The sequence below is a fragment of the Armatimonadia bacterium genome, from assembly GCA_039679385.1.
Lineage (GTDB): Bacteria > Armatimonadota > Zipacnadia > Zipacnadales > JABUFB01 > JAJFTQ01.
The window spans coordinates 31,923-49,188 of the sequence record JBDKVB010000045.1 but is presented as its reverse complement, the minus strand read 5'-3'; the positions used below and the strand labels follow the sequence as shown (position 1 = coordinate 49,188).

Genomic DNA, 17,266 nt, shown 5'->3' with positions numbered 1-17,266 from the left:
CCATGTTGGACGAAGGGTTCTGGACGAAGACGTCGCCGTGCAGCGCCGCCATTGACCAGCAGACACCCAGTGCCACGTCGCGCAGCAGTCCCTCCTCGGCGAGGACATCCCGCATTGCCATGAAGATCGGTGGCCAGTAGCGCAGGTCATAGGGATTGCCTGCACCGCCGACGTTGGCGCCTTCGTCCCAGCCCTGATCGAGGAGATGCCTGCACAGGTCGGCGAACATCCCGCGGAGGAGTGCGATGTCCTCCGGCTTCTGGGCCACCTCGTAGGCGCTCTGGACCTGGCCGCAGACCTTGACGAAGTCGGCCATGGTCACTGCCCCGGGTGGTGATAGGAAGCTGCCGCCATCGACCGGGCGACCGGTGATGATGCCGCCGTGACGCTGGATTCCCAGGGCGGCGAACTGACGCTGGGCCTCGGCGAGTTGCTCGGGCTTGAGTCCGCTGCGGGGTCTACGCAGGGCTGGGAGCATGCGCTGTGCGAGAGCTGCCATGTCGGTGCGCTGCTGCGGTGTGATCTTGTCGGCGGGCGTCAGAGGAGGCAGCCAAGGTCGGCTCTGGGAAACGTCGCGGTCGGAGTAGACCTCCGCCGTGGCAAGCCGTTGTGGGTTCCCTGCCCAGGGCTGCTGGTAGGTGGCCGGTGGCGTGCCGCCCTCCCGGTTGGTGCAGACGAAGTCCAGGTCGAGGGAACCCGCAGGTACGCCCTCGGGAGCGCGAAGGCGCAGGCCGTCGACAGCCTGTCGCGCGCGCCAGCCGAGGTCCGTGTAGCGAGCGCCGAGCGGCCGCCATCCCCGGAAGTCCATCCAGAACCAACAGGCGCCGACGACGTTGCCCCCCTGCAGGAGTTCCAGGTTCATCCGCGCTGTGACCGGGGCGCTGCTATGCACCCACAATCCGAAGAGACTGGCGGGCTTGTCCTTCGGCGCCGCCTTGAGCCCTGTGAAGTCCGCCGCAGACCGATAGGTGATGGTTGCCTGGGGGCGTTCCCAGGTCCAGCGGAGGCTGTGCGAGCCGGACTTGTACCTCTCGGTAGTGACGGCCAGCGTGCTTCCTTCGCCGGCCTGCCATCCGGCCGTGGCGGAGTCCTCGAAGTCCTGCACCGTGGCAGCGGTTCCCGACTGTACAAGCCCGACGACCAGAAGCAGAGCGCTGAGCCAGAGCGATGGGTTCCTCATAGTGAGCGGCAGATTCGCCGGGGGCCTTGCCCTGTCCTTCGGGCCAAGTTCGGAGGAAGAGCGCGAAAAGGGAGGCGAAGTCAAGTGCCTGGCCTCGCCTCCCCTTGGTCTTCTGGGTTACCTCTCTTGCCGCGCCACCACGTCCACTACTCTCCCCACAGCCCGTCGAGCAGCTCCAGCGAGCGGTCGACCAGAACCTGTCCGGCCTCCGGGCCGACGGCATTGTCTGCGGCTTCTGCGCCGTAGCTCTTCGCTGCCACCGCTCTGGCGGTCGGCAGGTAGCCGGACATGGTGTTGCGACCCGTGCCCGCGAGCTGGACGACGAAGGTCTGCACCGCCTTGCTGCGAGCCTTGATGCGCAGGCCGAAGTCGAGGAACAGCTCGAAGGGATTGGTGACCATCGCTATGTCGCCAAGGCGCACAGCATGGACCTCTGTCTCGTACTGGGGATTGTCGGCCTGCGTTTCGTAACGGGTCATGACCTTGCCGTAGCGGCTGATCATCACGTGCCGTCGCGAGGTGGCGAAGACGTCTGCGGGATCGACTTGCTCAGCCTCCCAGTGCTCACGCTGGGCACGTGCGGCTTCATACTCGCCTCGGAGGACAGTCCGGACCGGCAGACGGACGGTTGCCGTCACATGGGCGAAGGTCGGCTCAGAGTGCTGATCGGCCTTGGCGAGGTCGAGGACGTCATCGACGGCGTTGGCGACCCGACGGCCGATCTCCTGACGCTCTGTCAAGCCGCGCCGTTGACGCATGAGTTCCTCGGCACGGTTGTGGATGAGCAGGTGTGGTGACTGGTCACCGGCTGCACTGCACTGGGGCAGGATGAACAGGCCCTCTCCGTGACGGCGGCGGATCTCCACTCGCACCTCATGCCAGAAGTCGGCGGAGACGTAGTACTCGCCTTCGGTCACCTGCGAGGGGCAGGCGAGGTTGAGGAGCATACCGGTGAGGTTGCCCTCGGGGTCCCAGGTGAAGAGCATGTCGACGCTGTGGTCCTCGTAGCCCTCGATGTGGGAGAAGTCGGCCTGATCCGTGTGTCCGTACATCTTCGACTGGCCGTCCAGATAGGTGACGCGCCGATTGTGGCCAACCACTGCCTGCCCGAAGGCCCAGCTCACCTGACCAGGTGCACGACGCTCCCAGGCCTCCGCAGCGGCCTGCGCCATTCTCTCGACGAGGAAGTCGCAGTACTCCGCCGGGGAGCCCACTTCGGGCGCCTGCGGCCCGTAGAGGCTCTCGTCGACCTCGGCTGCGGTATGGGTGTGAGTGGCCGAGATGAACAGCATGGCGGGGTCAAAGCCCTGGACCTTCTGGGAGACGAGTTCGCGCACCCGGTTCTCGACGATGCTTGGCACGTTGACGCGGTCGCAGGACATGATGATGGCCTGGTGCCTGGCACCGCTCTCGTCAGCTCCCTCAAGGGCCAGCGCTGTGACAGTGAGTGGATCGTTGACGAACTTGGAGATGCGTGCATGGAACTGTCCGCGGAGCACAGAGGGCTTGTCTGGGGTGATGTCTGCAGATGACCAGCCGATGAGCATGATAGCCTCCGGTGTGGGAACGACGTCGTGCAGGTCCGCGCCTATTCCAAGCTTCTGGGAGCAGGACCTTCCCTGCTCCAGCTCAGCTCAGAGGGCAGAAAGGCGCTACTGTATTCCCGGGCAAGGAGTCGGCCGACGGACGCGGAAACCTCCCGTGTTGCTTTTGCTCTCAGACTGAAGCTCTCGCCGGAGGATCCCATGTTCGCCAATATGACACTCCCTCTCGTTACCCTTCTCATGGCTCTCGCTATGGTAGCCTGCGCTGCGCCGGTAGCGACGAACCTGCAGGCCGTCTATCGCCAGGGCCAGGTTTCCCTCACCTGGGACGAGCCTGCCGGCTGGCAGGGCCAGTTGACTGTCCTGGGTTCTGACCAGCCCATCACGACGCAGAACGCCGGGCAGGCCACTGTCCTGGCCGACCACCTCAGCCCAGGGCTCGCCAACGACTGGTGGCTCAATCCCGAGACCTACGGGAACCCACTGGCCAAGGACCCCAAGACGGGCGAGAAGCCGCCGATCCCTCACGAGGGCTTCCTGATCGTGGCCGGCGGGAGGCGTCTGAATCCGGACTCGGGGCTGCATGTGCACACCGTGGCCCCTGAGGAGAAGGGCCCACGGTACTATGCGGTGGTCAGCACCGGTGCCGACGGCGTGGAGAACTGGGAAGTGACGGCGGGCGCCAACTCGCTGCAGACGCCGGTCCAGGTGCAGGCTGCCGCCCTCGAACCGATCTGGCAGAGGCCCGAGGCGCAGCCTGACGTCGCAGCGGGCAAGGACAAGCCACTGCATCTGAGCCTGCATGCGAAGACGGGTCGCGGTGGCTTTGACTTCCTGGTCCTCGGCGACAAGTCCCTCGGTTGGCGAGAGGGCCTTCCCTTCAAGTTCGGCGTCACGGTGACCGCCGATGCGGTCATCGTTGCACCGACGGATCGCACCTGGATTGACCGCATGTTCCCGGAGGGTCGCGACAATTGCCAGAAGCTCACACCGGCAATCCACAGCTTCTGGTATGGCTACAACAGCAACATCCGCGAGCCCGAGAAGATGCCGCAGGGCACCGTGGTCAACTACAGCGAGCGACGGCTGCTCTGGATCCTGGACTGGGTCCAACGGACTTACCAGACAGACCGGAACCGTGTCTACGCCACCGGCAGCTCGATGGGTGGCTGCGGAAGCATCTCCTTCTGCCTGCGTCACCCGGAGATCTTCGCGGGTATCCGGGCTCACGTTCCGATCGTGGCCTACGACCGGGGCACCGGCGGCGACAGCGAGCATCGTATCGTCGCGGAGACCGGCGGCCTGGACATGCCGACCGACGAGGGTGTGACGGTTCGGCAGCGGCTTGACGGGACGCGGTTTGTGAGGAACACGCCGGGCGATCTGCCCTACCTGGTCATCACGAACGGCCGCCAGGACGCGTCGATTCCGTGGTGGAAGAACCCCGACTTCTACCGGGCGATGCGAGACGGTCACCACGGTATCCTCGCCGCCTGGGACAACGGCACGCACAGCGACTGCGCGGCGAACATGCCCGCGGACGTCAAGGCATGGAGCAACCTGAACTCCTTCCATGCGCTGATCGCGCTCAACAAGAGCTACCCGGCCTTCAGCAACTGCTCGCGGGACAACAACCCCGGCAACGGTGACAAGACCGACGGTGACATCGTGGGCTTCCTCAACCGCGGGCTGACCTGGGAAGAGCCCAGGGACACGGCACAGAGGTATGAAGTGGTGGTGAAGTGGGCGCTGGAGGCGGAGGCGCTACCAGTGACGGTCGACGTGACTCCGAGGCGTCTGCAGGCCTTCAAGATCGCGGCCGGTGAGCAGGTCAAGGCCGTCAACCTGGACGTGGCCTCGGGACAGCAGGTGCAGCAGAGGACCCTCACGGCCGATGCCCAGGGGCTGGTGACCTTCCCGGGCTTGCAGATCACGAGCCCGGCCGGGAACAGACTTGTCCTGAGTCGGTAGGCGCGGAATTCGTCACGAGGGCAGTTTCACATCCTGGCCCGCGCATGGTATCATAGGCGCCGTGCCCAGAGGGCGACACCCTCCTTGCACGCCGACTGACCAGGAGTTGTGGACCGGCGTGTCGTGTTGCACCCTCCCACCGTGAGACCAGGAGGTCAGGGCCATGTCAGACCAATTGGCGCAGATTGCCATGCGTATCCGAGAACTGCGGGAGATCGCCGGGCTGTCGCAGGAGACAGCAGCTCGTGAGTTCGGGGTCAGCCTGGAGCTGTATGCGGGCTATGAGAGCGGGCGGGAGGACATCCCGGTCAGCGTTCTGTACCAGATCGCTGCGCGGTTCGGCGTGGAGCTCGGGGCGATTCTGACCGGCGAGGAGCCTCGCCTGCACAACCACTGCCTGGTCCGAAGGGGCAAGGGAGTAGCTGTGCAGCGCCGTCAGGAATACGACTACCAGAGCCTGGCGTACAACTTCGGCAGCAAGAAGATGGAGCCCTTCCTGGTCTCCGTCGAGCCGGAGGACGAGGAGATCCATCTGAATTCGCACCCCGGCCAGGAGTTCAACTACCTGTTGGAGGGCAGGCTCTGCGTGGTTGTCGACGGCCACGAGATCCTGCTGGAGGAAGGCGACTCGCTGTTCTTCGACTCCAACCTCAAGCATGGTATGAAGGCCCTTGGGGATCAGACGGCGCGCTTCCTGGCGATCATCTGCTGAACAACGCACCCCCCGGGGGCTGGAGGAGTCAAGACAATGCTCGAGCGATTCCTGTCGAAAACACAGTTCTCTTCCTACGAGGACCTGCGCGAGAACTACCACCTCAACATCCCGGACAACTTCAACTTCGCCTATGACGTCGTGGATGAGTACGCGGCAAGTGACCCGGAGAAGGTCGCGCTAGTGTGGTGCGATGACTCCGGCCGAGAGGCGACCTTCACTTTCCGCGAGATGAAGCTGTACAGCGACAAGGCTGCGAACGTGTTCCGAGATGCGGGAATCAGGCGTGGCGATAAGGTGATGCTGATCCTGCGCCGGCGCTACCAGTTCTGGTTCTGCTTGTTGGCCCTGCACAAACTGGGAGCCGTTGCGATCCCCGCTACCCACTTGCTGTCACCGCACGATGTGTCGTACCGCAACAACGCCGCCGACATCAAGATGATCGTCGCTGTGCACGATGACCGGGTTGCCGGACACGTTGACGAGGCCCATCCTGACTCTCCCTCTCTCCGCGTCAAGGCCTCGGTCGGCGGCCCGCGTGACGGCTGGCTTGACTTCGACCGCGCGCTGGAGGGGGCCTCGGACCACTTCGAGCGACCTCAGGGTGATGAGGCAACCGACGTCCACGACACGCTGCTGCTGTACTTCACCTCCGGCACTACCGGCATGCCCAAGATGGTGTGCCACGACCACACTTATCCCCTGGGTCACATCATCACCGCGAAGTATTGGCACAACCTGCACGAGAACAGTCTCCACTGCACCGTCGCCGACACCGGGTGGGCGAAGTGCGCCTGGGGCAAGATCTACGGCCAGTGGATCGTCGGGGCGGCCGTCTTCGTGTGCGACTTCGACCGCTTCGACGCCGGCATGTTGATGCGTATCGTCGAGAAGTACAAGGTTACGAGCTTCTGCGCTCCGCCGACGGTGTACCGGTTCATCATCAAGGAAGACCTGTCGAAGTACAACTTTGAGCACCTCGAGTACTGCACAGTCGCAGGCGAGCCGCTGAACCCGGAGGTCTTCGAGCGCTTCTACCGCGCCACCGGTCTCAAGATCAGGGAAGGCTTCGGGCAGACCGAGGCCATAGTGCTGCTGGCCGCCTTCCCGTGGGTCCCGCCCCGTCCGGGGTCGATGGGCAAGCCTTCACCAGGCTTCAATGTCGACGTGGTGAATGGCAAAGGTGAGTCCTGTGACGCCGGCGATGAAGGGGAGATCGTCATACGCACCGGCGACAATCCGCCGGCTGGGATGTTCACGGGCTACTACCGCGACGAGGCGCTAACGAAGAGCGTGTGGCATGATGGGGTCTACCACACCGGCGACATGGCCTGGCGCGACGAGGACGGGTACTACTGGTTTGTCGGCCGCGCCGACGACCTGATCAAGAGCTCGGGCTACCGCATCGGGCCCTTTGAGGTCGAGAGTGCGCTCATCGAGCACCCGGCGGTGCTGGAGTGTGCCGTGACCGGTGTGCCCGACCCCGACCGTGGACAGGTGGTCAAGGCCACGGTCGTGCTGGTCCCGAACTACACGCCGGGCGAGGAGCTGGTCCGCGAGCTGCAGCAGCATGTGAAGCGCGTGACCGCGCCCTACAAATACCCGCGCATCATCGAGTTCGTCGACGAGCTGCCCAAGACTATCAGCGGCAAGATCCGCCGTGCGACGATTCGGGAAGAGGACAGCGGCGAGCCGGTGTAGCCCAGGCTCCTGAGACGTGACGGGAACGCACAACAGGAACCCGCGAGCGCAAGAGCACTCGCGGGTTCTTTTGTGGCTTGCTTGTTGGGTGCGCTGGTCCGTCAGGCTATAGCCAGTACAGGACCGTCGGCGGGTTCTTGGCCTTCCGTGGGCTGTCATCGTCGGGGTACCCGAGAATGAGCGTCGCGATGGGCTGCGCCTCCTGTGGCACCCCCATCTCCGCCTTCACCTCGGGGCTTCTCAGCAGGGCTTCGGCCATGCCAATCCAGCAAGTCCCGAGGCCCATCCCTGTTGCTGCCAGCATGAGGTTCTCGGCTGCAAGGCAGCAGTTGATCGTGGCGAAGCGATCCTCCGAAGTGGCGTAGACCACGATCAAGGCTTGTGCGCCGTGCAAGACAGCCAACTCCGGGTTCTCCAGGCGAGCGCGGAAGTCAGCCGGGCCTCCCTTCTGCTCCAACTCCTTCAGAAGGGCGAGGCGGGCACGTTCGCCCAGTTCCTTTACCTTGTCGCCGCCCTGGACCACGCCGAAGGCCCAGGTCTGCTTGTTCATTGCGCTCGGCGCCTGCACAGCGGCAGACAGCAACTGCTCGATGACCTCCCGTGGGACCGGCTTGTCGGCAAACTTGCGCACCGATCGACGCTCAGCGATAGCCTCGAACAAATCCATAGTGTTTCCCCCTGACCCATCCAACCCTAGTGAGGCGCCACCAAGGCCCTCTGCCTGCGCCTTTCGCTGTCGAGGAGCATATGCCTTGCAGCCTCCGGCGAAGGCCGGACTTGTGCCCTGGCTCCGAGCTGTTCCTTGCGGCGCTACTCCAGGATGACTCTGATCGTTCCCGACTTGTCACAGGTGACCTTGCAGGTGGCAACGAGGCCGCCTCCGAAGTCGGCCCTGACGGTGGTGGTTCCGGCGGTCGGCCCGAGCGTGACCTTCACCTGGTTTCCGGTACCCGTGATGCCGGCGATGCTGGGGTCGTCTACCGACCAGGTCTGGACCATCGCATAGGGGATGACTGCCCCCAGGTTGTCATAGGCGGTTGCGGTCAGGTCGGCGGTCCTGCCCATCGGCAGTATCACCCTGGCCGGTTCGATGGTAGCCGTCGCTGCCGTAGCCACCCACACGTTGACGTCGGCGGAACCCGTCTTGCCGCTGACGGACTCCTGGGCACTGACCTTGCAGCTCCCCTTGTCGACGGCAAGCACCGCGCCCGAGTCGTCCACCTTGGCCACGCCCTCGTTGTCGCTGCTCCAGTTGAAGGTGAAGGTGCCCAGGATGATGTTGCCATCCACGTCATAGACGGTCGCCGTGAGCTTGCCCGTCTTGGACTTCTCCAGGCTCAGCGGTGATGGCGTCACCTCGACCCGGAAGGGCAGCGCTGCAAGCACGAGGTGCGCCGTTACCTCCTCGCCCTGCACCACCACCACGGTCGTCTGAGCCTGGGCAATGGCCTCTCCGGTTCCATCGAGTGACGTGTACGCCCAGGCCTGCAGCCTGGTGTTCCCGGCGCGAATCCCGGGGATGACCACCGTCTGCGTCACGCCGCCGGCACGTGAGATGACCACATCGGCAGCCAGCGGGTCACCCGTAACGGGGTCGCTAATGCGGATCCGGAAGCTGTTGGTCGCCACCGGGATCGCTTCCGGTGAGACCCCTTCGGGTTGCGGCGGGAAGGTGACTGTGATCTTGAGGTCACCCTTGCCGGGAACGGCCGAACTGCCCCCGCCACAGCCGGACAAGACCAGAAGGACTGCGGCTATCATAAACATCAACACAACCATGATCGCTTTGCGCATCGCTCGACACTCCTCTTGTGCCCTCCACGCTAATCGGACGACTGCACTGACGGTCAGGTACAGCAACGGCTCGGGCGAGCACCTCTTACTTCTGGTGCCCGAACTCCCGGGCGATCCCCAGGCCAAACACTGCAGACTTACCCTCGACGTCCTTGAACAGCAGCAGTCCCGACCACCCGTCGCTGATCTCCTTGTAGACCGAGGCGGACGTCAGCGAGTTGAGGCTGCCGCGCTTCGCATACTCAAGGTACAGATCGACGCCCAGGGATTGATACAGCCCGGGGAAGTAGGCGCCCCAGGTCTGCAGGTGGTTGCCGGCGGCGTCATCACCCAGTTCGCCGTACAGGTCGAGAGTTCCCGGTAGGACTGGGAAGCAGAAGTCGCAGGATACCCCGGTGTCGGAGAGATCGTTGTCGTACAGCGCGTTGAGGCCGACGGTGCCGTTCCAGAGTCCGAACTGGGCACGTCCCGCCCACCCCTCACGGCGCGCAGAAGACGTTGGCAGCACGTCATACAGATAGGCGAGATCCAGTTCGGCCTTCCCGGCACGGCCCTGCCAGCGAAGTGCCGTCGCCCGGTCGAAGCTCATTAGTGAGCCAAGGCGGGTGTTGTTGACCGGCCCTTCCAGGAACCACTGCTTGCCGACGGCGATGTCGCCGATACTCTCGTCGCGGTAGGCAAGAAAGGCTTCACTGAGGGCGATGTAGGGGTCGGCGGGGTAGTCGGAATAGCCCACCCAGCCGAGGCCCAGGAACAGGTTGTCCTTCATCGCGCACGCCCGCAGCTCGCCACCAGTCATGTCATTGCGATTCTCTCCCTCGATGGCGAAGGCTGAGCCGTCAAAGAAGGGCCCGAAGGCGCCTCCACCCAGGGGATGCGGATCCTTGTTCCAGTCCTCCAAAAGGAAGCTCGCGCCCAGAGCACCAAGGGCTGCTCCCGAGCCACGGTAGCTGCCCCTGGGGTTGACCTTTCCGCCGGGTGGAGCTTGCTCGACGATCACACCGACGTCACCCCAGGGCACGATGCCGCCGGTCAGCATCCTCGCGATGCCGGTGATCATCCCGGCTCGCCCGTATTTGAGCGAGGTGCCCGGCCGTGAGCCGCCGATTGTCCCCAGAGACACGCCCGGACCGACGTCCTGGAACCACGGCCGGAGCTTGCCACCCTCCCACTGCAGGGCGGGTACCTCGTAGATGTCGGGTCGCCAGGTGCTGGAGGCGCTGCCTGCCGGAACATGGTCGACGCCGCGTGCCAGTTCGTGGTCGGCAGCACCCTCATAGACCGCGAGGGTCTGCCCGTCGTAGGTTAGCTGCGTCCCCTTGATCGACGCAACGCCGCCCGCTCCCGCGATGCGTGCCCCGGTACCGGCGACGATCCGCGCATACAGGTTGCCGCGTGCCAGCTTCACGTCCTTGCTGGTGGCGTTGGCGATGGCCAGCTCACTGAGTTCGTTCATCCTGATGCGGCTCTTGTCCGGGAAGGCAATCTCGCACTTCGACCGTTTCGCCGTGCGCACCCTGGCCCCGGCGTAGAGCCTGGTCCCGACCTTCGCCGTGGACCAGCCCTTGGCCGGCGGCTGCTGATAGCTCACCTGGAGCACCACCCCGGTGACCGTCGCACAGGGCGCGGCCGCCCAGGTGGTCTGTGAGATTGCCAGCATGCCCAGGGCGCCAACCATGGCGCAAAAAGCCCTGATCATTTTGCGACCTCCTGCGATGGGACTGATTCTGAACTGTCTGTCTAGCTGTCCTCCTGCGCCTCCCTGGCAGCTTCCTGCTCTGGCGCCTCACCCTGGCCCGTCAGGCCCACGAGCTCATACACGTCAATGGGCTGCGGACGGTTCCGAAGCGTCACCTCGCCCAGGAACCGTGCCTGCACCTGGCCTTGCACCTGCTGCCAGGTATCGGCGCTCATCAGGATCTGTGTGCCATACTCCTTGCCAAGCGACTCCAGCCGTGACGCGGTGTTGACGGTGTCACCGATCACGGTGTACTCCAGCATGTCCTCCGAACCGACGTCCCCGGCCAGCATGGTTCCGGTGTGCAGGCCTACGCGCATGAACAGCGACTTGTACACGTCACTGCCGCCTTCGGTCTCCTCGCGGAGCTTCGCCAGATCCTCCTGCATCTCCAGGGCGGCGGTCGCAGCCCGCAAGGCGTGGTCCGGTCGCGGCACGGGGTCTCCGAAGACTGCCATGATGCCGTCACCGAGAAACTTGTTGATGGTGCCGCCGTGGCGGAGGATCACTGCGGTCATGCGGGTGAGGTAGTGGTTCAGCACCTGCACCAGCTCCTGTGGCGAGTGCAGCGCGCTCAAGGTGGTGAACCCTCGCAGGTCGGAGAACAGGACGGTCGCCGTGACCTCCCGTGCCTCTACCTGGGTCATGGTGGGGTCGCGCAGGATAAGCTGGAGCACCTCGGGCGATACCCTCCTCTGCCAGGCGCGGCGCAGGCGGCGCTTCCCGGCCTCCTCAGCCATATAGCGGTAGGTGGTGCCTCCCAGGCAGGTCGTCCAGGCCGCCAACACAGGCACCGCCACCGGCATCCACAGGTGATGCACGTTGAGAGCCCAGGTGCCGAAGATCAGCAGGAGCGCGCTGACCGGGATCATCACCAGAACCAGCACCGTGAGCGGGCGCAGAAACACCAGGGCAAGCGCCACTAGCAGGCAGGCCACCAGGGCCACGATCAGCTTCGTCGGCCAGGTCACCGGCCCGGGGTGACGCTGCTGCAGCAGATTGGCGACTGCCGTCGCCTGCACCACGACCCCGGGGACCAGTCCGACCTTCTGGGCACCGCCCTCGGTTCGGGCGCCACTGAGCATCGGCGTCTGCCAGAGGTCCTGCAGCACCGGGGCCGTTCCGCCGACCACCACGATCCGACCCTTGATTCGGTCGGCGGGCACCAGCCCCTTGTAGACATCGTAGTAGGAGACCACCTCGAAGCCGCCGGCTGCGGTCTCCAGTGGGCTGAACCACAGCAGCATCTGATTCGCCGGTACGTCGCTGCTCGCTTGCGCGGAGGCTCCCTTGATCACCTCTGCGTCTGATACCCCCTGGACGTGTGACGCGATGGACACCGCCAGCGAGGGATAGGTCTCGTCCAGGTGCTTCAGCGTCAGCCAGTAGTGCCGGACCACGTTGTCCGGGTCACGCACCACATTCGCCGGGGCGACGGCCAAAGCCGCCTCCTGGAAATCCTCATAGGGCATCTCCGGGGCCTGCAGGGAGCCCTGCGCGCTATCCTCGCTCTGTCCCTCACCTTCGGGTAGCGTAGCGGCCAGAATCACGTTGCCGGCCTTCCTGATGGCGCGGGTCAGGGTCTTGTCCTCCGGAGAGGTGCTCTCGCCCCACTGCTCCAGCGGCACTTCCTTGTCAAAGGCGGCACCGCCACCGGAGGGCCCGGCGAAGACCACGTCAAAGGCAATCAGCTTCGCCCCGGCAGCCCGGAGGCGATCGATGAGTCGTGCATGGGTGCTGCGGGGCCAGGGCCAAGCCTGGAACTGCTGAATCGAGCGCTCGTCGATGGCTACGACGAGGATCTCCGGCGGGGCTGTGACGGGCGCTTCTCTCATGCGCAGGTCGTAGGTCATCAGCTCGAAGCGGCGCAGCAGGTCGATCTGACCGAGGTAGGTGAGGAGCAGGCCGGCCAGGAGTGCGATCGCCACCAGGACTAAGCTCCTGCGGACGAGGTTGGCATCGCCGGTCCGTCTGGGGCTCGCCGTGGGGGTATCCGACAAGGCAGGTCCTCCCTGGCCAAGGCTCTGCACCATCGCAAAGCCACTATTCCCCGAGTGCGTCCGGGCTAACCTTCACGGACCTTTGCGCCGGGGAGGGGAGAGACGCGGGCCTGGGATCAGTCGAACGGGACTGACGCACAGCGGAAGGCGAGACGACCCAACCCAGACCTCAGAAAAGTCTGATTGGGGTCTTGTATGACAAAGTCAATAAACGCTCAAGATTTTCCGCCGGCATTGACATGATGCTGGCAAATAGATATTATCGGGATGTCTACTGCGAACTTGAGGGCGTAGCGACCTCGGTTCCGGGACAATCTCATAGGAAGCAGTGCAGCGTGGCAAGCTGTAGGAACAGGGCGGGTACGACTGCAGCTCTCCGGAGACTCGCACCCACACTACACCACCCCGTACGCAGAGCACGTGCAGTCAACGATCGGCAGCGATGTCCTTGGCCGGGCGGCCCCCTTCGTCAGAGTCCATTCTACCCTTGTCGGAAGTCGTGTCCCACACTGAACATCCCGCCGCGGATGCGACGCAAGGCGGTCGGATGACCTGCCAGGTCTGGACCAGGGAGCCTCTGACCACTGAGGCGCAGCTAGCTTACTCGTCAGCGGGGGGCGGTCTACGGACCGGGTAACGAGAAGGGCGCCAGAGAGTGGCGACTCCCTGACGCCAGGCAAGCACAAAAGCTCGATTGCCACGTTTTTGCGCAGGCCTTATACCTCGTTACACATATTTGTCAGATCCGAACTATCCCCGCGAGAAGGACACTTCCCAAGACGATCTGTTATTTCGTTACAGGACAGTACATCATGGGCAGACACGTCGTATGCCAGCTTGGGCTCACCTGGCAGCATGCCTGTCCTTGCCGGCCTCCATCCGCCCAAGGGGGGCCACGGTGGAGTCCACTGAGCAGTGCTCTTGACCACTTCCGGCCGAGTCTTTGCGTCCGTATCTGCTGATCAGGCGCGTACGAAGGGAGGCAGGCAAGTGAGAGCGGTCCGCGTCGGTCCAGGAGCTGCCCAAAGCCCGAAAAGCCACCTGTGCGTGCTCCTCTGGTGCCTGCTGGCTCTGGGTCTGGGGACGACGATCTGCGTGGCAGCCGATACCCAGGTGCCTGCCCCGTGTGGCGGCAACGGCTGGGCGCCCCCTGAAGTCACCCTTCTGAGCTCCTCCCTCGACCTTGGTAACATTCTGCCCATCAACGAAGAGGAAGTCGTCTCCAACGCGGTGACCGGCGTCGTCGTCTCCTGCGGCGGGCAGGTCCGCCTGGGCCTTCTCTTGCCGCAGGGGATGGACCGCCTCAGCCTGCAGCGGGTGGCCGACTACAAGGGCCGCGAAGTAAGCGGCCCTGCCTCGACAGACAACACGCTGCCGCTCAAATGGGAACTGCGCTGGAAGGGCCCTGGTGGCTTCGGTCCCTGGGTCAAGCCTGATCTTGGCCCGGTCGGAACCTCGCCGGAGCGCGCCCTGTGGTGGTTGGTCGGGCAGGGGGAGCCGCGAGTGTTCGGGTTCGAGCTTCGCTGCCGCGCAGTACCCGCACGCTTCCTGGCGCCGGGGAGGTACGCACCCCAGTGCCCGCTATCGCTGGTGGCGGAGGGGAAAGCAGCTCAAGGGGTGCGACACCGCAAGCACTGATTATACGCCTGCTATCTGCTCGCGTCCTGAACCTAAGGGGGTGTTGCGATCCAGGGGCCCGCGTGAAGTAGTGAAGTGATTGGAGGTGTAGCTGCGGCAGGACCGGATCACCTGACCACAGGCACGACACGGGGCTGGGAAAACTGAAGGGGTTGGCGCGGTACAGGTGCCCGACGCGGAGTTCGTCTCCGGTCTGGGATCACGGACCGCAAAGGGGAAGGGTCGAGACGCACGGGCTTCTGCGGGACACAGCATCATCAAGAGCGGCCGTAGAGCCCCTCCGAGGGCCGTGCAGCCTGAGAGGGCTGTCAAGACCGGGCGGCGCTAGCTGCCCGAACTGGTCAGGGTGAAGGCCAGGCGCCAAAAAGAAGATCTGCGCAAAGAAGCCGTCCCCAGGTGGCCTAGCCACCATCTTCGGCTCTCCGCGCAGACCATCCCCAGTATAGGGGAAAAGGGGAGACAGGACAATGCGTAACCTGATCGTAGCTGTTGCGTTGGTGATGTTGGTCGGAACCGCCGCCATGGCGGCCGGAGGGGCCGAGGACGGTTGGGCGGGCTCGCCAGGCTCGGGTGGGATCTACGGCGCCTACTGGACCAACTGGACGCAGACGAGCGGGAGCAACTCCTGGACAGGCTGGTGGGACAACGACGACAGCCGCTGGGTCCCCGCTACCGGCACCGGCGGCGACGACGGCCTCGTGGTCGAAGCCTACGTGGAGTTGTACGCCAGCCAGACGCAGCAGACCAAGGCCGTCTTCCACTGGGGTGCTCCGCCCTTTGCGGCTCAGACGGCGGTTCTGACGGGCCACATCGTGCAGAACCATCCCTGCTGGGTTGGTATCCGTAAGGATGGGTGGGTGCAGGCCGACCAATCTCAGGCGTCCCAACTTGTCTTCGAGAAGGATGGGCTCGGCGGAACCGCAGCGAACACGAACGACGGCTTCGGCGGGGCTCTCGGCGACGACGTGAGCGCGATCCCCCTCGTGTGGAAGATGAAGGTCGGGAACACCCTTGCGGCGATGGAATGGTCGGGCGGCGTGGGTTCGGCCAACTGGGGATGGTACAGCCCCGGACGAGTCCCCGTGGGCGCCGTTGACTACGAGTTCCAGGTGACAGCTACACCGAGCCAGTACCAGGCCGATGGCAAGTACACCCTGGACCCGGCAGTCATCCTCGTGCCGGACCTCTAGGCCACAGTCAGTCGCGATCGTCCGGGGGCGGGCGCCCCACAGGCGCCCGCCCCCTTGCAGTCTCCCGTCAGTGAGGTGATCGCCGTGGCGCTTGGTCGCTACAGCACGTCCCGCCAATCCGGAGGCGCACTGCCCCCGCGACGTTTGGTAAGGCGCACCGCATACACTTGGGCGGTTCTGGCGCCGCTTCTGCTCTGTGTGTCAACGGGAGCAGTACTCGCGAGCATCCAGGTTACGCCCATGGTGGTTCGTCCCGTCGTCAAGCCGGGCCAGGGCACCGAGTTCGACTTGACCGTCGCCAACGGCGATCCGGTCGAACGGGCCTTCACGGTCGCCCTGACCAACATGACGGCGGCGCCGCAGGGGTTCGCAAGGAGCGCACCCGACGATGACCCGCGTGGATGCGCGAAGTGGCTAAGCCTCTCGCCACAGAGCTTCAAAGTGCCGCCTGCGGGGAGCCAAAGGGTGACTTGCCGGGTGCGGGTCCCGCGCGACGCCAGAGGTGGCTACTACGCACTCATCACGGTTTCGTCTCCCTCGCCAGAGAGCGGTCCGGCAGTAGGGATCACGATGACCCAGGCCTTCGCTTCGGCTGTGCTGCTGGCCGTACCCGGGCCACGGGTGGCCCCCAGCCTGAAGGTCGACGGCCTCCGAGTGGGTGTTCGGCCTCCGTCAGCTAATGACCGCGGCGGGTGGCGGGTCGAGGCAGCGGTGCGGAATGAGGGCACCATCCACGCCAAAGTAGTGGGTGCCTACCAGCTCCGCTCCTCAACAGGCGGCGGCATTTCGCGCGGCCCGCTGGATTCCGGATCGGCGACAGTCCTGGCTTCAGCGGTGCGGGTATTTGCAGCAGATGGTATGCAACATATCGCGGATGGGGTGTACCTGCTGACCGCGCAGTTCGAGGTGCCCGGCACGAGAATTCGCGCAGCAGGCACGAAAGCCTTCGTCGTCAGGGACGGGCATGTGAAGGACACTGAGCCTACCCCGGAGGTGATCGCCCTCCTGGACAGCCTGCGCCCTGCCGCGGAGATGTCACCCCAGGAGCTGTCCATCGCACTGCCTCCTGGTGGCAGCACCTCGAGGCCGCTGACGGTGACGAACGTGGGGAAGCAGGCGCTCAGCCTTGCTCTCTCGTGCTCGGACTTCCAGCTTAGTGATGTGGGGGAGGCCGAGTTCCCGGCCGAGGTACCGCAACACCAGCAGAGCGCGAGAACCTGGCTGTCACTCCAGCCACAGGAGACAACTGTGGCCCCGGGCGGTCGCGCAACCATACGCGTCGGCCTGACGGTTCCGCGGAACACACCCGACGGGGACTACGTTGCCGGTCTGCGCGTCCGTGACGCGAACTCCCCACAGGGCCTGTTCTACCCGTCCTACGCCGTCGTGCGCATCACCGTAGGCCGCAACGCACAGCCCTCGTGTGAGATCGTCGACCTGTCCGTTAGCAATCCAAACAGGCCTTCTGCGGCGGTCACAGTGGTGGTCCGCAATGTTGGCCCCTGCATTGCCTGGCCGCTCGTATCGCTCCGTGTTAGCGATGCAGGCGGAGGTGTCGCCGTGGCCTCTGCGTCGCTCGCAGCCGGGGACGTGATGGTGCTCCCGGGCCAGCAACGACGTTTCACAGCGCCGCTTGACACGATACTCCGGCCTGGGAAAGCCCGAGCAACCGTCACCACGCTGGCGCGTGCGGATGGCAAGGCGAGCCAACGCGAAGTCGTCTTCGACGCCCCTGCGTGGGAGAGCACGGCCGCCCCACAGACACCGCTGCCGGCAGCCCCTGCGCCGTGATCCGGCC

General features: G+C 64.8%; 12 protein-coding genes. 6 read left to right on the top strand and 6 right to left on the bottom strand.

The window, feature by feature from the left end:
* Positions 1–1,180: chondroitinase family protein (locus tag ABFE16_04240; GenBank protein ID MEN6344489.1), on the bottom strand; the 1,180-nt coding region annotated here is incomplete at its 3' end.
* A gap of 146 nt (positions 1,181–1,326) precedes the next feature.
* Positions 1,327–2,727, bottom strand: a complete 1,401-nt coding sequence (locus ABFE16_04235; protein ID MEN6344488.1) for a hypothetical protein — start codon at positions 2,725–2,727, stop codon at positions 1,327–1,329.
* Between the two features lie 198 nt (positions 2,728–2,925).
* Between ABFE16_04235 and ABFE16_04230 the strand changes: the two genes are divergently transcribed.
* The 3 genes from ABFE16_04230 (at position 2,926) to ABFE16_04220 (ending at position 7,108) form a co-directional block, all read left to right on the top strand.
* Positions 2,926–4,695 carry a prolyl oligopeptidase family serine peptidase gene (locus tag ABFE16_04230; GenBank protein ID MEN6344487.1) on the top strand — a complete coding sequence of 590 codons (1,770 nt, stop codon included), beginning with the start codon at positions 2,926–2,928 and terminating at the stop codon, positions 4,693–4,695.
* A gap of 163 nt (positions 4,696–4,858) precedes the next feature.
* A complete protein-coding gene (locus ABFE16_04225) occupies positions 4,859–5,407 on the top strand; it encodes a cupin domain-containing protein (GenBank protein ID MEN6344486.1) in 549 nt (182 codons plus the stop codon).
* A 36-nt stretch (positions 5,408–5,443) separates the two neighbouring features.
* Positions 5,444–7,108 carry an AMP-binding protein gene (locus tag ABFE16_04220; protein ID MEN6344485.1) on the top strand — a complete coding sequence of 555 codons (1,665 nt, stop codon included), beginning with the start codon at positions 5,444–5,446 and terminating at the stop codon, positions 7,106–7,108.
* A gap of 106 nt (positions 7,109–7,214) precedes the next feature.
* On the opposite strand, the gene ABFE16_04215 is transcribed toward ABFE16_04220, so the two are convergent.
* From ABFE16_04215 to ABFE16_04200, 4 genes are all read right to left on the bottom strand, one after another.
* Positions 7,215–7,775 carry a nitroreductase family protein gene (locus ABFE16_04215; protein ID MEN6344484.1) on the bottom strand — a complete coding sequence of 187 codons (561 nt, stop codon included), beginning with the start codon at positions 7,773–7,775 and terminating at the stop codon, positions 7,215–7,217.
* Positions 7,776–7,918: 143 nt separating this feature from the next.
* Positions 7,919–8,902 (bottom strand): Ig-like domain-containing protein, encoded by a 984-nt coding sequence (locus ABFE16_04210; GenBank protein MEN6344483.1) that lies wholly within the window; start codon positions 8,900–8,902, stop codon positions 7,919–7,921.
* Positions 8,903–8,987: 85 nt separating this feature from the next.
* A complete protein-coding gene (locus ABFE16_04205) occupies positions 8,988–10,601 on the bottom strand; it encodes a FecR family protein (protein MEN6344482.1) in 1,614 nt (537 codons plus the stop codon).
* A gap of 41 nt (positions 10,602–10,642) precedes the next feature.
* Complete coding sequence (locus ABFE16_04200) at positions 10,643–12,568, bottom strand: adenylate/guanylate cyclase domain-containing protein (GenBank protein ID MEN6344481.1); 1,926 nt, start codon at positions 12,566–12,568, stop codon at positions 10,643–10,645.
* Positions 12,569–13,630: 1,062 nt separating this feature from the next.
* Here ABFE16_04200 and ABFE16_04195 point away from each other — a divergent pair.
* From ABFE16_04195 to ABFE16_04185, 3 genes are all read left to right on the top strand, one after another.
* Positions 13,631–14,278: a hypothetical protein gene (locus ABFE16_04195; protein MEN6344480.1), complete on the top strand. Its 648-nt coding sequence runs from the start codon at positions 13,631–13,633 to the stop codon at positions 14,276–14,278.
* A 467-nt stretch (positions 14,279–14,745) separates the two neighbouring features.
* A complete protein-coding gene (locus tag ABFE16_04190) occupies positions 14,746–15,468 on the top strand; it encodes a hypothetical protein (protein MEN6344479.1) in 723 nt (240 codons plus the stop codon).
* A 240-nt stretch (positions 15,469–15,708) separates the two neighbouring features.
* Positions 15,709–17,259 (top strand): hypothetical protein, encoded by a 1,551-nt coding sequence (locus ABFE16_04185; protein ID MEN6344478.1) that lies wholly within the window; start codon positions 15,709–15,711, stop codon positions 17,257–17,259.
* The last annotated feature ends 7 nt before the right edge of the window (positions 17,260–17,266 follow it).

What these genes read in the sequence shown, in the direction of transcription:
- ABFE16_04235 (MEN6344488.1), bottom strand. Translation starts at nt 2,727, where the DNA reads ATGCTCATCGGCTGGTCATCTGCAGACATCACCCCAGACAAGCCCTCT.
- ABFE16_04230 (MEN6344487.1), top strand. Translation starts at nt 2,926, where the DNA reads ATGTTCGCCAATATGACACTCCCTCTCGTTACCCTTCTCATGGCTCTC.
- ABFE16_04225 (MEN6344486.1), top strand. Translation starts at nt 4,859, where the DNA reads ATGTCAGACCAATTGGCGCAGATTGCCATGCGTATCCGAGAACTGCGG.
- ABFE16_04220 (MEN6344485.1), top strand. Translation starts at nt 5,444, where the DNA reads ATGCTCGAGCGATTCCTGTCGAAAACACAGTTCTCTTCCTACGAGGAC.
- ABFE16_04215 (MEN6344484.1), bottom strand. Translation starts at nt 7,775, where the DNA reads ATGGATTTGTTCGAGGCTATCGCTGAGCGTCGATCGGTGCGCAAGTTT.
- ABFE16_04210 (MEN6344483.1), bottom strand. Translation starts at nt 8,902, where the DNA reads ATGCGCAAAGCGATCATGGTTGTGTTGATGTTTATGATAGCCGCAGTC.
- ABFE16_04205 (MEN6344482.1), bottom strand. Translation starts at nt 10,601, where the DNA reads ATGATCAGGGCTTTTTGCGCCATGGTTGGCGCCCTGGGCATGCTGGCA.
- ABFE16_04190 (MEN6344479.1), top strand. Translation starts at nt 14,746, where the DNA reads ATGCGTAACCTGATCGTAGCTGTTGCGTTGGTGATGTTGGTCGGAACC.
- ABFE16_04185 (MEN6344478.1), top strand. Translation starts at nt 15,709, where the DNA reads ATGGTGGTTCGTCCCGTCGTCAAGCCGGGCCAGGGCACCGAGTTCGAC.